This is a genomic window from Desulfobulbaceae bacterium (genome assembly GCA_015231515.1).
Classification (GTDB): domain Bacteria; phylum Desulfobacterota; class Desulfobulbia; order Desulfobulbales; family VMSU01; genus JADGBM01.
Genome location: JADGBM010000077.1, coordinates 1 through 15320 on the forward strand (window position 1 = coordinate 1; position 15320 = coordinate 15320).

Sequence of the window (15320 nt, forward strand, 5' to 3'; positions counted from 1 at the left end):
GTGGAACCGGAGGTCATTTTGATGGATGAGCCTTGTTCCGCCCTTGATCCTATCGCTACCGCTAAAATTGAGGAGCTTATTGCGGAGCTTCGCCAGCAGTACACTATCGTCATTGTCACGCATAACATGCAGCAAGCAGCACGAGTGTCACAGCGAACCGCCTATTTTCATCTTGGTGATTTAATTGAGGTTGGCTATACAGACAGACTGTTCACCACCCCCCGCCATGAGTTGACTGAGGATTATATCACTGGTCGTTTTGGCTGATTTCCCAATTCATTTTAGAAGTTACTGAAGTTAACGTAAAAATAATATTTTCTTAACCCCATCTTAATAATCGTGAGGCATAGTGTGATCAGTGCCTCACTTGTCGGTTTGATTATTGTCAGAATTTACTTTTTAAAATTTAGGAGACAGCAATGAAAAAGAGATTAACAAAAACAGTTTTACTTGGCGCCGCCTCGCTTCTTTTGCTGAGTGGCATCAGCACCCCGTCATTAGCTTCAAGTCGTGATTATATCAGTATTGTCGGGTCGTCAACCGTCTATCCATTTGCCACGGTTGTTGCCGAAAAATTCGGTAAGTCCAGCCGTTTTAAAACCCCTAAGATCGAGTCTACCGGCACCGGCGGTGGTATGAAGCTTTTTTGTACCGGGGTTGGCGTCCAGCATCCTGACATCTCTAATGCCTCACGGCGCATCAAGAAGTCTGAATTTGATCAGTGTCAGGAGAATGGTGTGAAGAATATTGTTGAGGTAAAAATAGGTTATGATGGAATTGTTCTGGCAAATTCTAAACAATCGCCTGCCATGACAATTACGACCAAGGAGATCTTTCTAGCCCTTGCCAAAGATGTTCCGGACCCAAGCGGTGCTGAAAAAGTTATTCCCAACCCGTATAAAACTTGGAAGGATGTGAACCCATCTCTGCCGGATGTCAAGATAGAGGTTCTCGGACCTCCGCCAACCTCTGGTACTCGTGACGCTTTTGTTGAGCTGGCCATGGAAGGTGGCGCCAAACAATTTTCCTGGATTAAAGCATTAAATAAATCAGACAAAAAAGCGTACAAGAGAATTTGTCACACCGTCAGGGAAGATGGGGCCTATATCGAAGCTGGAGAGAACGACAATCTTATTATCCAGAAATTAGAATCAAATCCAAAGGCCTTCGGTGTGTTTGGTTTCAGCTTTCTTGATCAGAATATAGATAAGATTCAGGGCTCTACCATTGACGGCAACCAACCAACCTTTGAGGCTATTGCTGATGGCAGTTACACGGTTTCACGGTCACTGTTTTTCTACGTGAAAAAAGACCATGCTGGTGTAATTCCCGGTATTAATGAATTTCTTGGCGAATTCACCAGTGAAGCGGCCTGGGGTAATGAAGGGTATCTTTCCGATAAAGGGTTAATACCCATGCCGGTTAAAGAAAGAAAAGCCGTTGCTCAAGACGTTAAGGACATGAAGACGTTGGAAGGTTTATAAAATCTATTTGACCATTCGTGTATGAATGACAGGCGGTATCCTCCCAGAGGTTGCCGCCTGTTTTTATTTACAGCCACCTAGGGTGCTGAGATGTGGACATAGATAAAAACCTTTAGCGCAAGCTAATTTTTTGGAAGGGTAATTGCGCGACTGTTTTCATGGAGATGAACATCCGGGTTCTTCCGTTGTGGAGGCACAAAAAATCAAAACCGTATCTTGTATTGACAAAACGGTCAAAAGCATCATCAGCAAGCGTAATTCCTGCATGTTCCGCAATCACCCTGGATGCATCGGCATCAATCAGTTTGGCGACATAGTCAGAGAGGCTCTTTAGCCCAAGCAAGGCCCTTGCTTTTTCTGCTTTTGTTTTAATTCTTTCATCCAACCTCATATCGAACCGAGCGGTTACCATTTTCATTGCCCTCCACATTGGAATTGTACGAATTCCGTACAGTACATTTGTAAGAGGTGTCGACGGTTTCGTCAATAAGTATGTCTGTAGTTGTCGCAAAGTTAGCGGTTTGCCGGCAGATAATTGCTCTGACTGGCTGACAAAAACTCTGTATCGTTAAGAGGCCTTCCAAGTGTTAACGCCTTGTTCCGTACATCATGAAAAAAACGGTCAATATCGATTTTTGGAATGGATTTGGTTAGCTTAGTCAGACGATTTATTGTGTTTTTTCTGCCAACTTTACCTCCATAGACCAAGTGGCGTTTTGCTCCGACGTGCTCTGGTTGGTAGGGTTCGTAGGTTTTTGGGTCCTCTTCAAGGCCAAGAAGATGAAGGCCGGTTTCACAGAAGAAAATCTCACTTCCGACAATGGGCTGGTTTTTGTCGATATTTTTTTTGGTAAAGTTCGACACCAGTTGACTTAGTTTTGGCAGGTCTTCAATGAGGTAGCTGCGGCCTTTTTGCAGGGCCAGAAAACCAGCTACCTCCTCAAGGCGAGCGCAACCGGCCCGCTCTCCAATTCCCAAAGTTGAGACATCTGCCCAATCTGCACCAGTTTCTAAAGCAGATATGGCATTTGCCGTGGCCATGCCGAAATCGTTATGAGTGTGCACGCCAACTTCAAGATGGGTTGTTTCAATAATGGTATTTACGATTGTGGAAATTTCTCTCGGTGTTGCAATGCCGACTGTGTCGGCAATTCTGATCCTGAAGGCGCCTGCCTGCTGAGCACAGAGGACCAACTCTTTAAGGAAAGAGATGTTGGCTCGCGTGGCGTCTTCAAATCCCACAGAAATGTTTGAGATACCGGAGTTGTGAGCGAAATTTATGCTGTTTGCCAGTGTCTTTAGAGCCCAGTCTCTAGATTTTTTAAATTTCTTGTCAATATGCAGATCTGATGCGGGAATTGAAAGAGAAAGGACATCAGGGTTCAATTCGGCGGCATAGATAATATCTGTGTCAACACATCGAGACCAGAGGGAGGTCATGGTGTTAGGTAGTTTTTGTCGACATATTTTGAACAGTTCAGGCAGATCAGTATCTAAGGGTGTGGCGATGCCGACTTCAATTTCCTCAATGCCCAGTTTGCTGATTGCCACCAAGATCGCTTCTTTTTGTTCTTTGCTATAGTTGATGCCGATCGCTTGTGCGCCTTCCCGTAACGTGGAGTCAATTAATCCTTTCATCGCAACCCCGCTAAGTTCTCAAAATATTCATTGGTAGTGGCTGGCTTCAAAGTCTAAAGGCAGCCGCCGCCACTGCCGGCACAGCCAGTTTTTTCAGTGCAGGAGATTTCACGGCCTTTCATTTTTTCGATAGCACCCTCCTCGTTAGAGAAAATCACCTCAAGACCCATTTCGATAAAGCCGCTGGACTGGACTGGCTTGATGCCATATTGTGCAAGAACAGATTTGGGTTTGTCGCCTAAACTGTTGACCAGCAAGGCCTTGCAGTCATTAATGGTCCGTGCCAGGTTGAGCCATCGGCGAGGGCCGCAGCCGGCTTTTGGTGTTTCGCGTACCTCTTTCATCTCAAAGCCGGAATCAGTTTTTTGCCATATTTGCAGGGTCTCAGCCTCACCAAGGTGCTGGTTTATTAAGACACCTTCCTTGGTTGCCACTGCAACATATTGTTTTTCTGGTGCTATCTCTTTGGGCAGCTGGGCACAAGCCGAGAGGCAGCCTGCCATTTCAGAACTTTTGTCTTCTCCCAGGAGACCAACGGCATCGGCTCGACAGCGTTTGCAGTGGCGCATCTGTGGTAAATATTTTTCAGCTGCATTTCTGATCTCTGCCATTTTTTTCTTATCCGGTTCGATGATGTCAGCAAAGGGGGTGCCGGCATTGGGAAACATGGCCATGCAGTTGAGCAGATCAACGCCAAGCTTTTTCATGGTTTTTGCCACATCGATAACATGCTTGTCGTTGATGCCTGGAATAATAATGGTGTTAATTTTCACAGTTACATCGTGTTTTTTTAACAGTTCAATTGCCTTGAGTTGCCGTGCTAGAAGCAGTTCTGCAGCTTGAATTCCACGGTAGACAACATTGCCGTCACGTACGTAGCTGTATATTTTTTGACCGATAGCAGGGTCAACTGTGTTAACCGTCACGGTCACATGAGAGACGCCAATTTCTGCAATTTCAGCGACATGATCGGCTAAACCAAGGCCATTGCTTGAAAGGCAGAGAATCATGTCCGGAAACTCATTTCTGATTAAACGCATCGTCTCAAGAGTTTCTGAGGCATTTGCAAAAGGGTCGCCAGGGCCGGCAATGCCAACTACGGTGATTCGCGGCTCTTTTTCGATGACTTTTTTTACATAGGTAAGGGCCTGGGATGGTGAGAGGATATTGCTGGTTACCCCTGGTCTTGATTCATTCACACAGTCGTATTTCCGGTCACAGTAATTGCACTTGATGTTGCATTTTGGTGCTACTGGTATATGAACTCGGCCAAATTGACCTTTTACTTTGACGTTAAAACAAGGGTGTTTGCTTAAGTCTTTAGGTGTTTTCATCTCTATCCCTTTGGCTTTTGTTAATGGAAATACATATTATTTTCAGTTGGTTACATGTAGCTGTAGCCAACAGGGGAATCATCTTGTTTCTTGGTGAGAAGCGCGTTGGCAATCAAATCAAGAAGATACTGGGCGCCGCGATACCCTAAGTGCAGAATGCGCTGTCCGCCGAGCCGATCATGAATCGGAAAACCAACCCGGATTATGGGGACATCAAGCTTACGTGACAGTTGGTAGCCTTTGCTATGCCCGATAAGAAGATCTGGGGAAAGCCCTGCTGCCATCTCTTCAATATCGTAGAAGTCAGTTCCTTCGTATATCGCCGGTTCTTCCTTAAGCAGATCACCGCAAGCGCTGTTGATAGCTTTTTTAAGGTTGCCGGACTTACCGCCACTGGCACATAAAACCGGCTTTATACCGATCTCTGCAAGAAATGAAGTTATTCCGATAACCAGGTCTTCTTCGCCGTAGACAATTGCCCTTTTTCCAAAAACGTACTTATGGCCATCGGCAAAGGAATCAATCAGACGGCCCCTTTCTTCACTGTATTTTGTCGGCCTTGGTGTTTTTGTTATCGCTTCCAGTGTAGAGAAAAATTCATCTGTTTCGCGAAGTCCGATAGGTACCCCCAGCCTATGGCATGGTACTGAGTGTTTCTCTGACAACAGAAGTGCCCCTGAGTTTTCATCTGCTACCGATCTGCCAAACTCCACGGTTGCAGTAGCCGACCCCATTTTTTTGATGCTTTCGATGGGCGTGCCGCCATGGGGTATCAGTTCGCATTCGGCCAGAGCTGGGCCGTCCAGTGTTTCCGAGATGTCCGGCAATATGGTGGCCTTGATATTCCAGTCGCTGGCAATCTCTTTTAAGTGCCTGATGTCGGCTGGGGAGACAAATCCTGGCAGAATATTTATTGAACATGGTTCTGTGTCTACAGTTTCTTCCGTGACAGCATTGATGGTGGCGCGCACCGTTGCATGGAAGCCTTCCATGTGTGTGCCGCTGTAAGATGGCGTTGAAACGGCGACAAGCATTGGCTGTTTACAACCAGTTTTTGATGAGCTTTGATACTGGTGTAAGATCATGGGCACATCATCGCCAATGGTTTCAGTCAGGCAGGTGGTGGCGATGCCAATAAGCTGCGGGTTGAATTTTTCAGTGACGTTCTTTAACCCTTCTTTCAGGTTAGGACCGCCGCCGAAAACCGCATTCTTTTCGCCAAGGGATGATGAGGCAATGTCCATGGGTTCGTTAAAGTGACTGATGATGTAGCGGCGCATGTAGGTGGCGCAGCCCTGAGATCCGTGCAGAAAAGGCATGGCCCCTTCGATTCCGCGAAAGGCCAGCGTCGCTCCCATTGGTTTACAGAGTTTGCAGGCGTTGGTGGTTGATATGTAATTAGGTTTGGGCATTTTAGTCATTACTCTGCTCCAGTTGCGTTGTTGCCTTTCGAGGCATGAATTTCCACACAGGGCTTAACACTGAGCTGTAAACTTCCTGGGCGAAATTAAGCATACCTGTAAAGCCTGCCAGTGCTTCTTTGCGTTCATGGTTATGATCACAAAAAGCAACACCTAGTTTGTAGGCAATGGGCCTCTCATTTACGCCACCCACAAAAATGTCAACGTCCTTTTCCTTCAGAAACGAGGAAAGTTCCAGCGGGTTCGAGTCGTCAGCGATAATTGTTCCTTCATCGGTAATCTCCTGTAGTTCTCGATACTCTGATTCAGTTCCTGTTTGCGAGCCGACCATAACGACATCCATGCCAAGTAATCTGAAGGCCTTGACCAGGGAAAAGGCTTTGAAGGCACCGCCGACATAAATAGCTGCTTTTTTCCCGTGCAGGGCTTTCTTGTACTCCTGAAGTTTTGGATAGACCTCAGCCAACTCCTGACGGATAACCTCCTGGGCCTTTTTTTTCATCTCTTCGTCTTTGAAATAATCAGCTACTGCATAGATTGAGTCAGCCATGTCTTCGATGCCGAAGTAGGATACGCGGATGGATGGAATGCCGTACTCCTTTTTCATCATATTGGCTAAGTGCATGGTTGCACCGGAACATTGCACGACATTTAATGAGGCGCCATGACAACGACGAATGTCATCGACTCGACCGTCGCCGGTGATGTTGGCGACTACCGTGATACCGATTTTTTCATATAATTTGCGGATCATCCAGATCTCGCCCGCTAAGTTGAAATCACCAAGGATGTTGATACTTTTAGGTGGGATATTGCTGGTATCACCAGTGCCGACTAATCGAGCCATTGCATTACAGGCGGCTATGTAGCCGGCACGCTTGTTGCCTTTGAAACCTTCAGACTGCACAGGGATGGCGGTGATTCCGGTTTCTTTTGTAACTTTTTTGCAGACAGATTCCAGGTCGTCACCAATGATGCCGACAATGCAGGTCGAATAGACAAAGGCCGCTTTCGGTTTATGGCGCTCAATCAATTCAATCAGGGCATTGTATAATTTTTTTTCTCCACCAAAGATGACATCGATCTCCTGTATATCCGTTGAAAAACTAAGGCGGTGCAGTTCAGGGCCTGACGATAAGGCCCCTCTGATATCCCAGGTGTATACAGCGCAGCCGATAGGCCCATGCACCAGATGAACGGCATCGGCGATTGGATAAAGTACGACACGAGATCCGCAAAAAACGCAGGCTCGCTGGCTGATTGCACCAGCGGCAGAATCTTTGTCGCAGGTTATGTCGACAGCTGTCGTTTTGTCGTTGCGAATTACCTGATCTTTTCTTTCTGTAAGCAGGGCTGATTGCATAATAGTCTCGGTTACGTTTTATTGTGGTTAATGCTGTTGAAGGGCATTAAAGCAACAGCTGTGCCAAATAGGATTTTATCTGATAAGCTATGTTATTACAGGTAGATAGGTTGTGTGGTTCGGTGCTGCAGTTTGATTTTATTCGCGTCAGCTGTTGTCTGAAATCAAACAAAAATGAAGAGAGGGTTACAATTTTGTCGGAGATGAAGATGGTGTTATTGTCTGCTGAGGATTACTGAAATGTAACGGGAGTTTGGTGGCTTGGTTTACTGCATAAAAAAAACTTTGGTGAAAAGATGTTACCTGCTAAAATTATGGTAGTAATAGTTTCCCTGTCGTGGCAGTAGTATGGCAAGAGAATGAACAGTCTTTGTGACAACTTCAACACTAGGGGATATCGAGTGACTTTATGATAAGTAAACTGAGTGAATATTTGGCTGATAAAGAGTTTTTCAGCAGCCTTCCTATATCTTCTTCCCAACGAGCCGAGCTCGATCAATGTATCGAAGACTATCTTTTTGAGGTTTTATCGTCCGTTATCCTTGAATCTGAAGAGATCCTGGCCATTGACCCTAACCTGAAAAAGATAGAAATCCTTGAGGTCGCGGCTGAAAAAATTGCTAAAAACCTCAAGGCCGAGGCCGCCTCCATCCGCCTTTTTGATCCGGTATCATTCAAAATGCATTCTTTTGGCGCTTACGGCATAGAGGACAGTGATCGGTCAGCTACTATTCCGGTAAAAGGGTCTATTGCCGGTAAGGTTGTGGAGGAGAATAGAAGCATCATTGTTTCAAGTATTATGAATAACCCGCTCTTCAGGGTAAAAAAAATTGTCGACCAGAAGGGTTTTCACTCCTTGATTGCTGTGCCCCTGCAGATGCCGAGTTTTGTTGGAATCAGTGAAGGTGTTCTCGGTTCTCTACAGATTTATTACAAAGAAGACAACCGCTCGTTCAGCAAGCAGGAGATAGTTCGGGCTGAAATGCTTGCCCGCCGGGTCAGTTATGTGTTGGCCAAGAAGAAGATACTTGATTTAAAGGCCCAGAATGACAAGAAGGAAGAGATTTCCGATAAAATTTTTATCAAGCTGAGTAATCGGGAAGGAATCAAGCTCAAGGATTTTTTCAATCTGATGATCCCTGAACTTGATAAAATCCTCCATATTTATAGCTGTTCTCTGTACTCTCTTTCAGATGACCAGAAGTATTTTCGTCTGGAATCGACATATCCACCAAGCCGCAGATACCACGAGTCAGGGCATCTATTTACCCTGGATCATCATGATTATTTGTGGGCCGCTGTGCATGGCTCGAAAGAGTCCGCCGATATGCCCCATGAAAGAATTACTCCCGCCTATGTTCTGATCAAAGATCCGCTTGAAAGTGTTCTTGTAGGTGCTAAACTTCGTGAGTTTGCCGCTGAAAACCAGATACACTCGATCCTGCTTGTTCCTCTCCGGATAGCAACTGTTACCCGACATATCCTTTGTTTTTTCGCAACACAGCACAAACATTATTTCAGTGAAGATGAAATTGAACTTCTGACCTATTTTGGCAAGGAGACGATGAAGACTTCCAGGTTGGAATTTTTGGGTGATATGCTTCACGATTTTAAAAACCCGGCCGTTGCTGTTGCTGGTCTTGCAATGCGCAGTCGTAAGCTTCTTGATAGTGATGACCTGAACGTCGTCCGTGATAAGCTTATTTTCTATCAGGATTATGTGGTTAAGGAAACAACAAGGCTCCAGGACTTAGCGCTTACCATGACGGGTGAGGGACGAGGAGAGGAGATTGACCTGGGAAAAGTCGTGTTGGAACGATACTTTCTTAACGAAGCCGCCATCAAAGAGTTCAGATATGCCTATATAACTGTGCAGCCACCGGTGGTGGAGGAAGAGCTCATTGTTTTGTGCCCAAGGTATGGTCTTGATCGAACTATCGATAACCTTTTGAATAATGCAACTAAGGCTATTCCCAAGGAAGGCGGTTATATCGGGATGCGCTGCTTCAGGGAAAATGAGATGGCCTGTTTGGAGGTGCTAAATTCAGGTGAGATACCGCAGGATCAGATTGATCTTGTGAGGAAGGGCCAGGTCGGTGGCCGAGGGCTCAACATTATTTCACGTTTCATTCAAAATAATCATGGTAAGATTGATATTACCACCGGTGAAAATTCCACCAGGATACTGGTCTGTTTTCCCCTCCATAATAAAAAATCATCCTGAGTGCTTTAATTAAATCAGGTGATTGCCAAGAAGGAAGCTGAAATATGAACTACGAAAAGCGAAAAATTTTAGCTGTAGACGACCATCCCGTTAACCTTAAGCTTGTTGAAGAGCTTTTGGCTAAAGACTACGTGGTTTTTACAGCGACTAACGGATTTGATGCTTTGAAAATATGTGCTGCCCAGCATATTGATCTCATCATTCTTGACATAATAATGCCGGAAATGGACGGCTATGAAGTCTGTAAAATACTGAAAGCTGATCTGGCCACCAAGCACATCCCTATCATCTTTTTGACAGCTAAATCTAAAACGGAAAACCTTGTAAAGGGGTTTGAGCTTGGTGGTGTTGATTATGTTACAAAACCATTTAATGGGGTCGAGTTATGTGCACGCGTGAAGACGCATATTGAGCTGAAAACCTTGCGGGGAATTTTGCCGTTATGCTGCGTCTGCGGTTTGATCAGGGACGATACGGGAGTTGAGCCTGGCAAGGGGGAATGGATGAAAATGGCTCAATTTATTAGTCAGAGGACGGAGGCCCAGGTATCACATAGCTACTGTCCCCAATGTTATGTGGAAGCCAAGGAAAATATTTGATGTCAACACCATACCAATGACTTGTAACTATTTCTAGGCCTGTCCTGGTTCATTTTTGACCAGCATGATTGAGCACGGCATCTTTCTGACCAGTTCATCATTGCTACGCTGGAAAAAAAGATCCTCCAAAAAGCCTTCTTCATGGGCAAGCAGGACGAGTAGGTCAATTTTTTCTTCATCAATGATTTTCAATATCTCCTCGGTCGGCTCTGATTCTCGAACCAATTCTGTGATCGTCATCCCGTTGCCTCTCACGGCCTCGATAAGCTTTGAGAGTTTATCCTTAGTCTGCAAAAGATCTTTCTGATACTCTACTTCAATTGACGGAGTTCCCAGGTTCCAGCCTTTCATCCCGAAGAGATTATAGGTGGAGTGAAAGACGTAGAGCTTTGCATTATAATGTTGCGCTACCGAGACCCCGACCTGGATCGCTTTTTTGCATGACTGGATCATTCGGCTGACCACAAGAATACGCTTATATTCGTTCATAACTAACCTCATGCTGAGTTGTTTCTTTGCCCTCAATGTTTCGAGAACTCTCTTGCCTGCAATGACCAAACTGCCCTCAATAAACCGACCAGACTCTATGAGTCCCGAAAGCAGGGCCTTTATTCACATCTCTGTAAACGGTCGATCTCTTTTTTTTCAACTGGTACCACACTACTGTATGTCTCGATTTGGCAAGGCTCTTCAAGAAGAGTCATAGCCCCGCGCAGAACCCTGAAAAAATCAGACTGGCGATGTGTTTCATAGGCATTTTTGCTAACCCATTCTTCAATCAGGCAAAGGCTATATGCATCATCCAACCCTTGGAAAAAGTCACATCGACGACAGCCTTTCTCCTTGCGGATTGAGTTGATAAGCGAGATGATCGTCTGGGTAAATTCCATACGTTTCTCAGCAGAGACCTTCATGTGCATAGTAACCAGAGTCATACCCTCTGCTAAAGCAAGGGGCATGCCGACAGCTACACCTGGACGCTAATATGTGAAAAGTCTAATAGTAACAGGTTGATAGAGTGCAGATGAAGACAGGTGAGTGCGGGAATGGAGTTGTTAATGCCCTCAATATCTGATAACCCCCGCATAATATTGAGGGTGAGGTCTGTGATTCAAAAATTTCTTTGTGTTCGGTGCCATCGGCGTCGGTAAAAATCACGTTAAAATGTCCATCTGATTTATTTATTTCCTGTACTTTTCCTTACCCAAATATTTACGTTCTGTCGTAAATTCATCAGACCAATGCCCGATAATTTTTGACGGGATGCAACCAACAAACAGACACGCGCCGCCAAGTTTTCCTGATTCTTCAACCAATAAAACGGATTTGCCTTGAGAAGCCAACTGCATAGCGGCTGGTGTTCCGCCAGGGCCTCCTCCAACAAGATTCTTGTCCTCCATGAAGGGCAGATTGTTTTCCAGGGATCACCGGAAGCGTTTGACGATTTTGAGCATCCTTTTGTTGAAGAGTTCACCAACAGTCTGCTCGCCTTTCGTGAAAATCTTACCGGCCTCTACTCGCTTCGCACCTTTAAAAGCAGATACCAGAAGACCTTAAATCGAAAATCTCCGGACCAAAATTATGTTATTGCCGTCTTCACCCTGGCGGATTTTACCGTTTTGTGCAGAACCGCCGGCCATGGGGTCGGCCAGAAAATCCTGAAGAAGTTCGGGGATTACCTCAATGAATACTTTAACGATGTGGGCGCCTTTTCCACCCGCCAGAAAAGAAATGTTTTTATTACCTTCCTTCCCTTTTCTGATCGGACAGAGGCAGCAAAGCTGGTCGCTGATTTTGTTAATTGGCTGCGTGAAGCTCTCGAAAAGACGCCGCTGGTCGCAGGGCGAATCCCCCTGGAAAAATGTGTTGTCAGCATTCTTGCCGGTGTTGGTGAAGGATTACCGCGTCACGATCAATTAAACGATGTTGTCATTGAGGCGCTGAAAAACCAGAAAGAAGTCGTTTCCATAAACTTATACGGTGGTTGAGATGAAAAAAAACATTCAAGAGAGCGTGGCAGGATTATTCATTCTGATCGGACTTATTTTAATCAGTTACATGAGCATTAAATTGGGCCATCTCGATCTTTTCACCAATGACAGTTACCTGCTCTATGCCAAATTCCAGACAGTTAACGGCCTTCGAGTCGGCAATCCCATTGAGATGCATGGCATCGCCATCGGGGAGGTTACCTCGTTCTCCCTTGACCAGAAAAACCAGATGGCGGTAGCCGGCTTAAAAATTGACAAAAAGATCACGATCTTTGCCGATGCAATCGCCGGAATCAAAACAGCGGGACTCATCGGTGATCGGTTTGTCAGTATTGACCCTGGCGGCGCCGAAAAACTACTGACGAATGGTGAGTACATCATTGACACCGTGTCGCCGGTGGACCTTGGTGAGCTGATCGGCAAATTTGCCTTTGGCTCTATCAAAGAAAACAAATAAGACCATAAGGAGAACACCATGAGATATCCATTTACAAACAGCCTGCTGCTTGGCTTTTTCTTCCTGCTTACCGCCCATAGCGCCTTTGCCCAGTCGCCTCTGGAGAGGGTAAGGGAAAAAGTCGATGCCATCATCACCATTGTTATTGAAGCGAAAAAAAACCAGACTTTAGAAGATACGGCAACCAGAGAGAAGCTCTGGTCACAGGTCGATACAATCTTTGATTTTAACACCCTTTCTCAGAAGTCCTTAAGCAGGAACTGGCTGGCTATGAATGATGAGGAAAAGGCCGAATTTGTCGAACTGTTCCGGAAATTACTCGGTCGGGCCTATTTAAAGAAAATCGAAAGTTATGATAATGAGTTCATCCAGTATCATAGAGAAGTTTTTTTTACGCCTGAAAATGCCGAGGTTTTGACTACCATTGAATCAAAAGGACAGCTATATGACCTCAACTACCGGCTTCTTAAAAAGGAGGGGGAGTGGAGAATTTACGATGTCTCGATAGAAGGCGTCAGCCTGGTGAGTAATTATCGGGCTCAGTTCAACGGATTTCTTCGGGGAGGTACAATCCAGGAGTTATTAAGCAGTCTGAAATCAAAGGTAACTGACACGCAGGGTTCTTAGGGGGGAATGGGGCCGAGAGGCCCCTGACCTGCCCGATACAACTTTAACAGATGAATGGCCTTGCATATGAATCAGCCCAAATCAAAGCTCGGCTTCAACGTGACATGGTCGATGGCCGTGGGCGGTATGGTCGACGGTGGTATCTTCTTGACACTCGGTGTAGTTGTCGGAATCGCTGGTGCATGGGCATGGCTCAGTTTCGCAGCCGCAGGGCTCATCGCGCTGGCAGCAGGATATAGCTATGTGAAACTCGCCACGCATTACGGCGAAGGGGGCGGAGCGTTCACTTTTCTCCGAGAGATCAATGCAGACGAATTAGCCGGCAGCCTCTCGTGGGTACTTATCGTTGGGTACGTGCTCACAAATGCGGTATATGCTTTCACCTTCAGCAGTACCTCGGACATGTTGTGGGTCTCGGGCCTTGGTTTCCACGTCTTGCCGGCATTGCCATCATGGCTTTGTTTATTGGGCTAAACCTGCGGGGAGTCGGTGAGGCTGGCGGCGTTGAAGTTTTTCTCGTGTGGTCCAAGCTGGCAGTACTTGTGGGGCTGGCAGGTTGGGGGCTTGCCCAGTGGGGTCCGCCGATGCTCTCGCGGGGTGTGCCGGACGCCGGGCTCGGCGCAGCGCTGTTTGGCGCGGCATCCGTTTTCATGGCCTACGAGGGCTTTCAACTGTTGACCCACGATTACCAGGATATCGAGACCCAACAGAAGACATTTTGTTCGGGCGTCCACTACTGCTCCGCCACGTAAAAACGGAAAGGCGTCATCGCTAAGCGGGAAAATAAATATGATCCAATATATTTTAAGAGAAAGCATCATTCACGTTGGTCTTACAAAGCGATTGAGGGAGAGCCATTCATGAAAACCATCGTGACAATTACGGTAAATCCGGCGATCGACAAGAGTTCAAGTGTCGCGCATGTCACGGCCGAGCAAAAGCTGTACTGCAAACCCCCTCGTTTTGAGCCCGGAGGGGGTGGTGTGAATGTCTCTCGGGCCATTAAGAAACTGGGGGGCGAATCCCTGCTTTTTTATCCCATGGGCGGCCTGACGGGAAAGATGCTTCAAAGACTCCTGGACCGGGATGGACTGAACCATCGGCCCATTGCCATTGAGGGATTGATCCGGGAGAGCCTGGTTGTGATGGAGGAATCCACCGGCCGGCAGTATCGTTTTGGAATGCCGGGACCCGAGTTTCAAGAACAGGAATGGAAACAATTCCTGACGGCCTTGTCGAACGTGGACCCGGCACCTGATTATCTGGTGGCCAGCGGAAGTCTTCCGCCAGGCGTGCCCGCTGACTTTTATGCACTGGTGGCGTGCATCGGGAAGGAAAGGGGCGCAAAAGTTATCATCGACGTTTCGGGGGAAGCCCTGAAAAAGGCACTCATGGAAGGCGTGTATCTGATCAAACCCAATGTCCGTGAATTTAGGGACCTGGTTGGAAAGGATATCAAAGAGGAAGCACAGATCAAAGCGGAAGCCCGGAAAATGATTGAGAGCGGCCGGTGCGAATTACTGGTCATTTCCCTTGGTGCGGCAGGCGCCTTGATGGTTTCGGAGCAGGTCACCGAACGCATCCTGCCGCCGACCGTGCCGATTGTCAGCAAGGTGGGTGCCGGAGACAGCATGGTGGCCGGTATCGTCCTGAGTCTTGCCCGTGGCAGGTCGCCCAGAGAGTCTGTCCTTTTTGGCGTGGCCGCCGGCGCCGCAGCCGTCATGACGCCGGGAACGGAATTGTGCCGGAGAGAGGATGCCGAGAGGTTATATGAGAGTATTATTAAAGGGACTTGAAGAACAAGCATCAGCGGGGTCTTCACACAGGCGCTTAATCTAAAGGAGGAGAACACATGAGCGCGAATACACCGAGCAACACTACCTCCCGGCCGCGTCAGCCTATCGTGAGCGCGCTGCCGATAAAGGCGCCGTGGGCAGGCAGGTGGTCGATTGGCGCCAAGCACTGGAACAAAAATGGACCGCGCTGCGTTTCGGCGAAATGAAGGTGGAGACCAAAGATGATCAGCATGTGTATGAGGTTCAGGTCTATCTCAATGGCCCCGACCCCAAGGCGGTTCGGGTGGAACTTTATGCCGACGGAAAGCAGTCATCGCTAATCGGGAAAATAAGTTATCGTTATTGGAGGAGGCCCTGGCGGAACACCAGCCGCTATGCAGTTGGCT

19 protein-coding genes are annotated in these 15320 nt (G+C 46.9%); 10 read left to right on the forward strand and 9 right to left on the reverse strand.

The window, feature by feature from the left end; genetic code table 11:
* On the forward strand, positions 1-267 hold a 267-nt coding region (locus HQK80_11505; protein ID MBF0222833.1), incomplete at its 5' end, for a phosphate ABC transporter ATP-binding protein.
* A gap of 152 nt (positions 268-419) precedes the next feature.
* Positions 420-1484: a PstS family phosphate ABC transporter substrate-binding protein gene (locus tag HQK80_11510; protein MBF0222834.1), complete on the forward strand. Its 1065-nt coding sequence runs from the start codon at positions 420-422 to the stop codon at positions 1482-1484.
* Positions 1485-1596: 112 nt separating this feature from the next.
* On the opposite strand, the gene HQK80_11515 is transcribed toward HQK80_11510, so the two are convergent.
* The 5 genes from HQK80_11515 to nifE all read right to left on the reverse strand — a co-directional run bounded on the left by HQK80_11515 (position 1597) and on the right by nifE (position 7240).
* The gene (locus HQK80_11515; protein MBF0222835.1) at positions 1597-1896 is read right to left on the reverse strand and encodes a DUF1778 domain-containing protein; all 300 of its coding nucleotides are present in this window, start codon (positions 1894-1896) and stop codon (positions 1597-1599) included.
* A gap of 101 nt (positions 1897-1997) precedes the next feature.
* On the reverse strand, positions 1998-3122 hold the full coding sequence (locus HQK80_11520) for a pyruvate carboxyltransferase (protein MBF0222836.1): 1125 nt from the start codon (positions 3120-3122) through the stop codon (positions 1998-2000).
* 53 nt (positions 3123-3175) lie between these two features.
* Positions 3176-4456, reverse strand: a complete 1281-nt coding sequence (nifB, locus tag HQK80_11525) for a nitrogenase cofactor biosynthesis protein NifB (GenBank protein ID MBF0222837.1) — start codon at positions 4454-4456, stop codon at positions 3176-3178.
* A gap of 50 nt (positions 4457-4506) precedes the next feature.
* Positions 4507-5877, reverse strand: coding sequence for a nitrogenase (locus HQK80_11530; protein MBF0222838.1), 1371 nt, complete (start codon positions 5875-5877; stop codon positions 4507-4509).
* Entirely contained in the window at positions 5870-7240 is a 1371-nt protein-coding gene (gene nifE / locus HQK80_11535; GenBank protein MBF0222839.1) for a nitrogenase iron-molybdenum cofactor biosynthesis protein NifE, read from the reverse strand. The genes HQK80_11530 and nifE overlap by 8 nt, the downstream gene beginning before the upstream one ends.
* A gap of 409 nt (positions 7241-7649) precedes the next feature.
* On the opposite strand from nifE, the gene HQK80_11540 reads away from it, so the two are divergent.
* Positions 7650-9464 (forward strand): GAF domain-containing sensor histidine kinase, encoded by a 1815-nt coding sequence (locus tag HQK80_11540; GenBank protein MBF0222840.1) that lies wholly within the window; start codon positions 7650-7652, stop codon positions 9462-9464.
* Between the two features lie 44 nt (positions 9465-9508).
* A complete protein-coding gene (locus HQK80_11545) occupies positions 9509-10063 on the forward strand; it encodes a response regulator (GenBank protein ID MBF0222841.1) in 555 nt (184 codons plus the stop codon).
* Positions 10064-10096: 33 nt separating this feature from the next.
* Here HQK80_11545 and HQK80_11550 read toward each other — a convergent pair whose 3' ends face one another.
* From HQK80_11550 to HQK80_11560, 3 genes are all read right to left on the reverse strand, one after another.
* A complete protein-coding gene (locus HQK80_11550) occupies positions 10097-10552 on the reverse strand; it encodes a universal stress protein (GenBank protein MBF0222842.1) in 456 nt (151 codons plus the stop codon).
* A gap of 119 nt (positions 10553-10671) precedes the next feature.
* Complete coding sequence (locus HQK80_11555; protein MBF0222843.1) at positions 10672-11022, reverse strand: antibiotic biosynthesis monooxygenase; 351 nt, start codon at positions 11020-11022, stop codon at positions 10672-10674.
* 222 nt (positions 11023-11244) lie between these two features.
* On the reverse strand, positions 11245-11463 hold the full coding sequence (locus HQK80_11560) for an FAD-dependent oxidoreductase (protein MBF0222844.1): 219 nt from the start codon (positions 11461-11463) through the stop codon (positions 11245-11247).
* On the opposite strand from HQK80_11560, the gene HQK80_11565 reads away from it, so the two are divergent.
* The 4 genes from HQK80_11565 to HQK80_11580 all read left to right on the forward strand — a co-directional run bounded on the left by HQK80_11565 (position 11395) and on the right by HQK80_11580 (position 13612).
* Positions 11395-12051: a diguanylate cyclase gene (locus tag HQK80_11565; protein MBF0222845.1), complete on the forward strand. Its 657-nt coding sequence runs from the start codon at positions 11395-11397 to the stop codon at positions 12049-12051. The two genes, HQK80_11560 and HQK80_11565, sit on opposite strands and share 69 nt — an antisense overlap.
* Position 12052: 1 nt before the next feature.
* Complete coding sequence (locus HQK80_11570; protein MBF0222846.1) at positions 12053-12511, forward strand: MCE family protein; 459 nt, start codon at positions 12053-12055, stop codon at positions 12509-12511.
* A gap of 18 nt (positions 12512-12529) precedes the next feature.
* Complete coding sequence (locus tag HQK80_11575) at positions 12530-13138, forward strand: ABC transporter substrate-binding protein (protein ID MBF0222847.1); 609 nt, start codon at positions 12530-12532, stop codon at positions 13136-13138.
* 66 nt (positions 13139-13204) lie between these two features.
* On the forward strand, positions 13205-13612 hold the full coding sequence (locus tag HQK80_11580) for a hypothetical protein (GenBank protein MBF0222848.1): 408 nt from the start codon (positions 13205-13207) through the stop codon (positions 13610-13612).
* Here HQK80_11580 and HQK80_11585 read toward each other — a convergent pair.
* Positions 13609-13959 carry a hypothetical protein gene (locus tag HQK80_11585; GenBank protein ID MBF0222849.1) on the reverse strand — a complete coding sequence of 117 codons (351 nt, stop codon included), beginning with the start codon at positions 13957-13959 and terminating at the stop codon, positions 13609-13611. The genes HQK80_11580 and HQK80_11585 overlap by 4 nt on opposite strands.
* Before the next feature lie 39 nt (positions 13960-13998).
* On the opposite strand from HQK80_11585, the gene HQK80_11590 reads away from it, so the two are divergent.
* Together HQK80_11590 and HQK80_11595 are read left to right on the forward strand one after the other, a co-directional pair.
* Positions 13999-14934 carry a 1-phosphofructokinase family hexose kinase gene (locus HQK80_11590; protein MBF0222850.1) on the forward strand — a complete coding sequence of 312 codons (936 nt, stop codon included), beginning with the start codon at positions 13999-14001 and terminating at the stop codon, positions 14932-14934.
* 145 nt (positions 14935-15079) lie between these two features.
* Positions 15080-15320 (forward strand): hypothetical protein (locus HQK80_11595; GenBank protein MBF0222851.1); only part of this gene is annotated, 241 nt, incomplete at its 3' end.

Excerpts from the sequence above, each read along its gene's own strand:
- HQK80_11510 (MBF0222834.1), top strand. The coding sequence starts at position 420 with ATGAAAAAGAGATTAACAAAAACAGTTTTACTTGGCGCCGCCTCGCTT.
- HQK80_11530 (MBF0222838.1), bottom strand. The coding sequence starts at position 5,877 with ATGACTAAAATGCCCAAACCTAATTACATATCAACCACCAACGCCTGC.
- HQK80_11550 (MBF0222842.1), bottom strand. The coding sequence starts at position 10,552 with ATGAACGAATATAAGCGTATTCTTGTGGTCAGCCGAATGATCCAGTCA.
- HQK80_11555 (MBF0222843.1), bottom strand. The coding sequence starts at position 11,022 with ATGCCCCTTGCTTTAGCAGAGGGTATGACTCTGGTTACTATGCACATG.
- HQK80_11590 (MBF0222850.1), top strand. The coding sequence starts at position 13,999 with ATGAAAACCATCGTGACAATTACGGTAAATCCGGCGATCGACAAGAGT.
- HQK80_11540 (MBF0222840.1), top strand. The coding sequence starts at position 7,650 with ATGATAAGTAAACTGAGTGAATATTTGGCTGATAAAGAGTTTTTCAGC.
- HQK80_11575 (MBF0222847.1), top strand. The coding sequence starts at position 12,530 with ATGAGATATCCATTTACAAACAGCCTGCTGCTTGGCTTTTTCTTCCTG.
- nifB (MBF0222837.1), bottom strand. The coding sequence starts at position 4,456 with ATGAAAACACCTAAAGACTTAAGCAAACACCCTTGTTTTAACGTCAAA.
- HQK80_11520 (MBF0222836.1), bottom strand. The coding sequence starts at position 3,122 with ATGAAAGGATTAATTGACTCCACGTTACGGGAAGGCGCACAAGCGATC.
- HQK80_11580 (MBF0222848.1), top strand. The coding sequence starts at position 13,205 with ATGAATCAGCCCAAATCAAAGCTCGGCTTCAACGTGACATGGTCGATG.
- HQK80_11585 (MBF0222849.1), bottom strand. The coding sequence starts at position 13,959 with ATGATGCTTTCTCTTAAAATATATTGGATCATATTTATTTTCCCGCTT.
- HQK80_11570 (MBF0222846.1), top strand. The coding sequence starts at position 12,053 with ATGAAAAAAAACATTCAAGAGAGCGTGGCAGGATTATTCATTCTGATC.
- nifE (MBF0222839.1), bottom strand. The coding sequence starts at position 7,240 with ATGCAATCAGCCCTGCTTACAGAAAGAAAAGATCAGGTAATTCGCAAC.
- HQK80_11515 (MBF0222835.1), bottom strand. The coding sequence starts at position 1,896 with ATGGTAACCGCTCGGTTCGATATGAGGTTGGATGAAAGAATTAAAACA.
- HQK80_11560 (MBF0222844.1), bottom strand. The coding sequence starts at position 11,463 with ATGGAGGACAAGAATCTTGTTGGAGGAGGCCCTGGCGGAACACCAGCC.
- HQK80_11545 (MBF0222841.1), top strand. The coding sequence starts at position 9,509 with ATGAACTACGAAAAGCGAAAAATTTTAGCTGTAGACGACCATCCCGTT.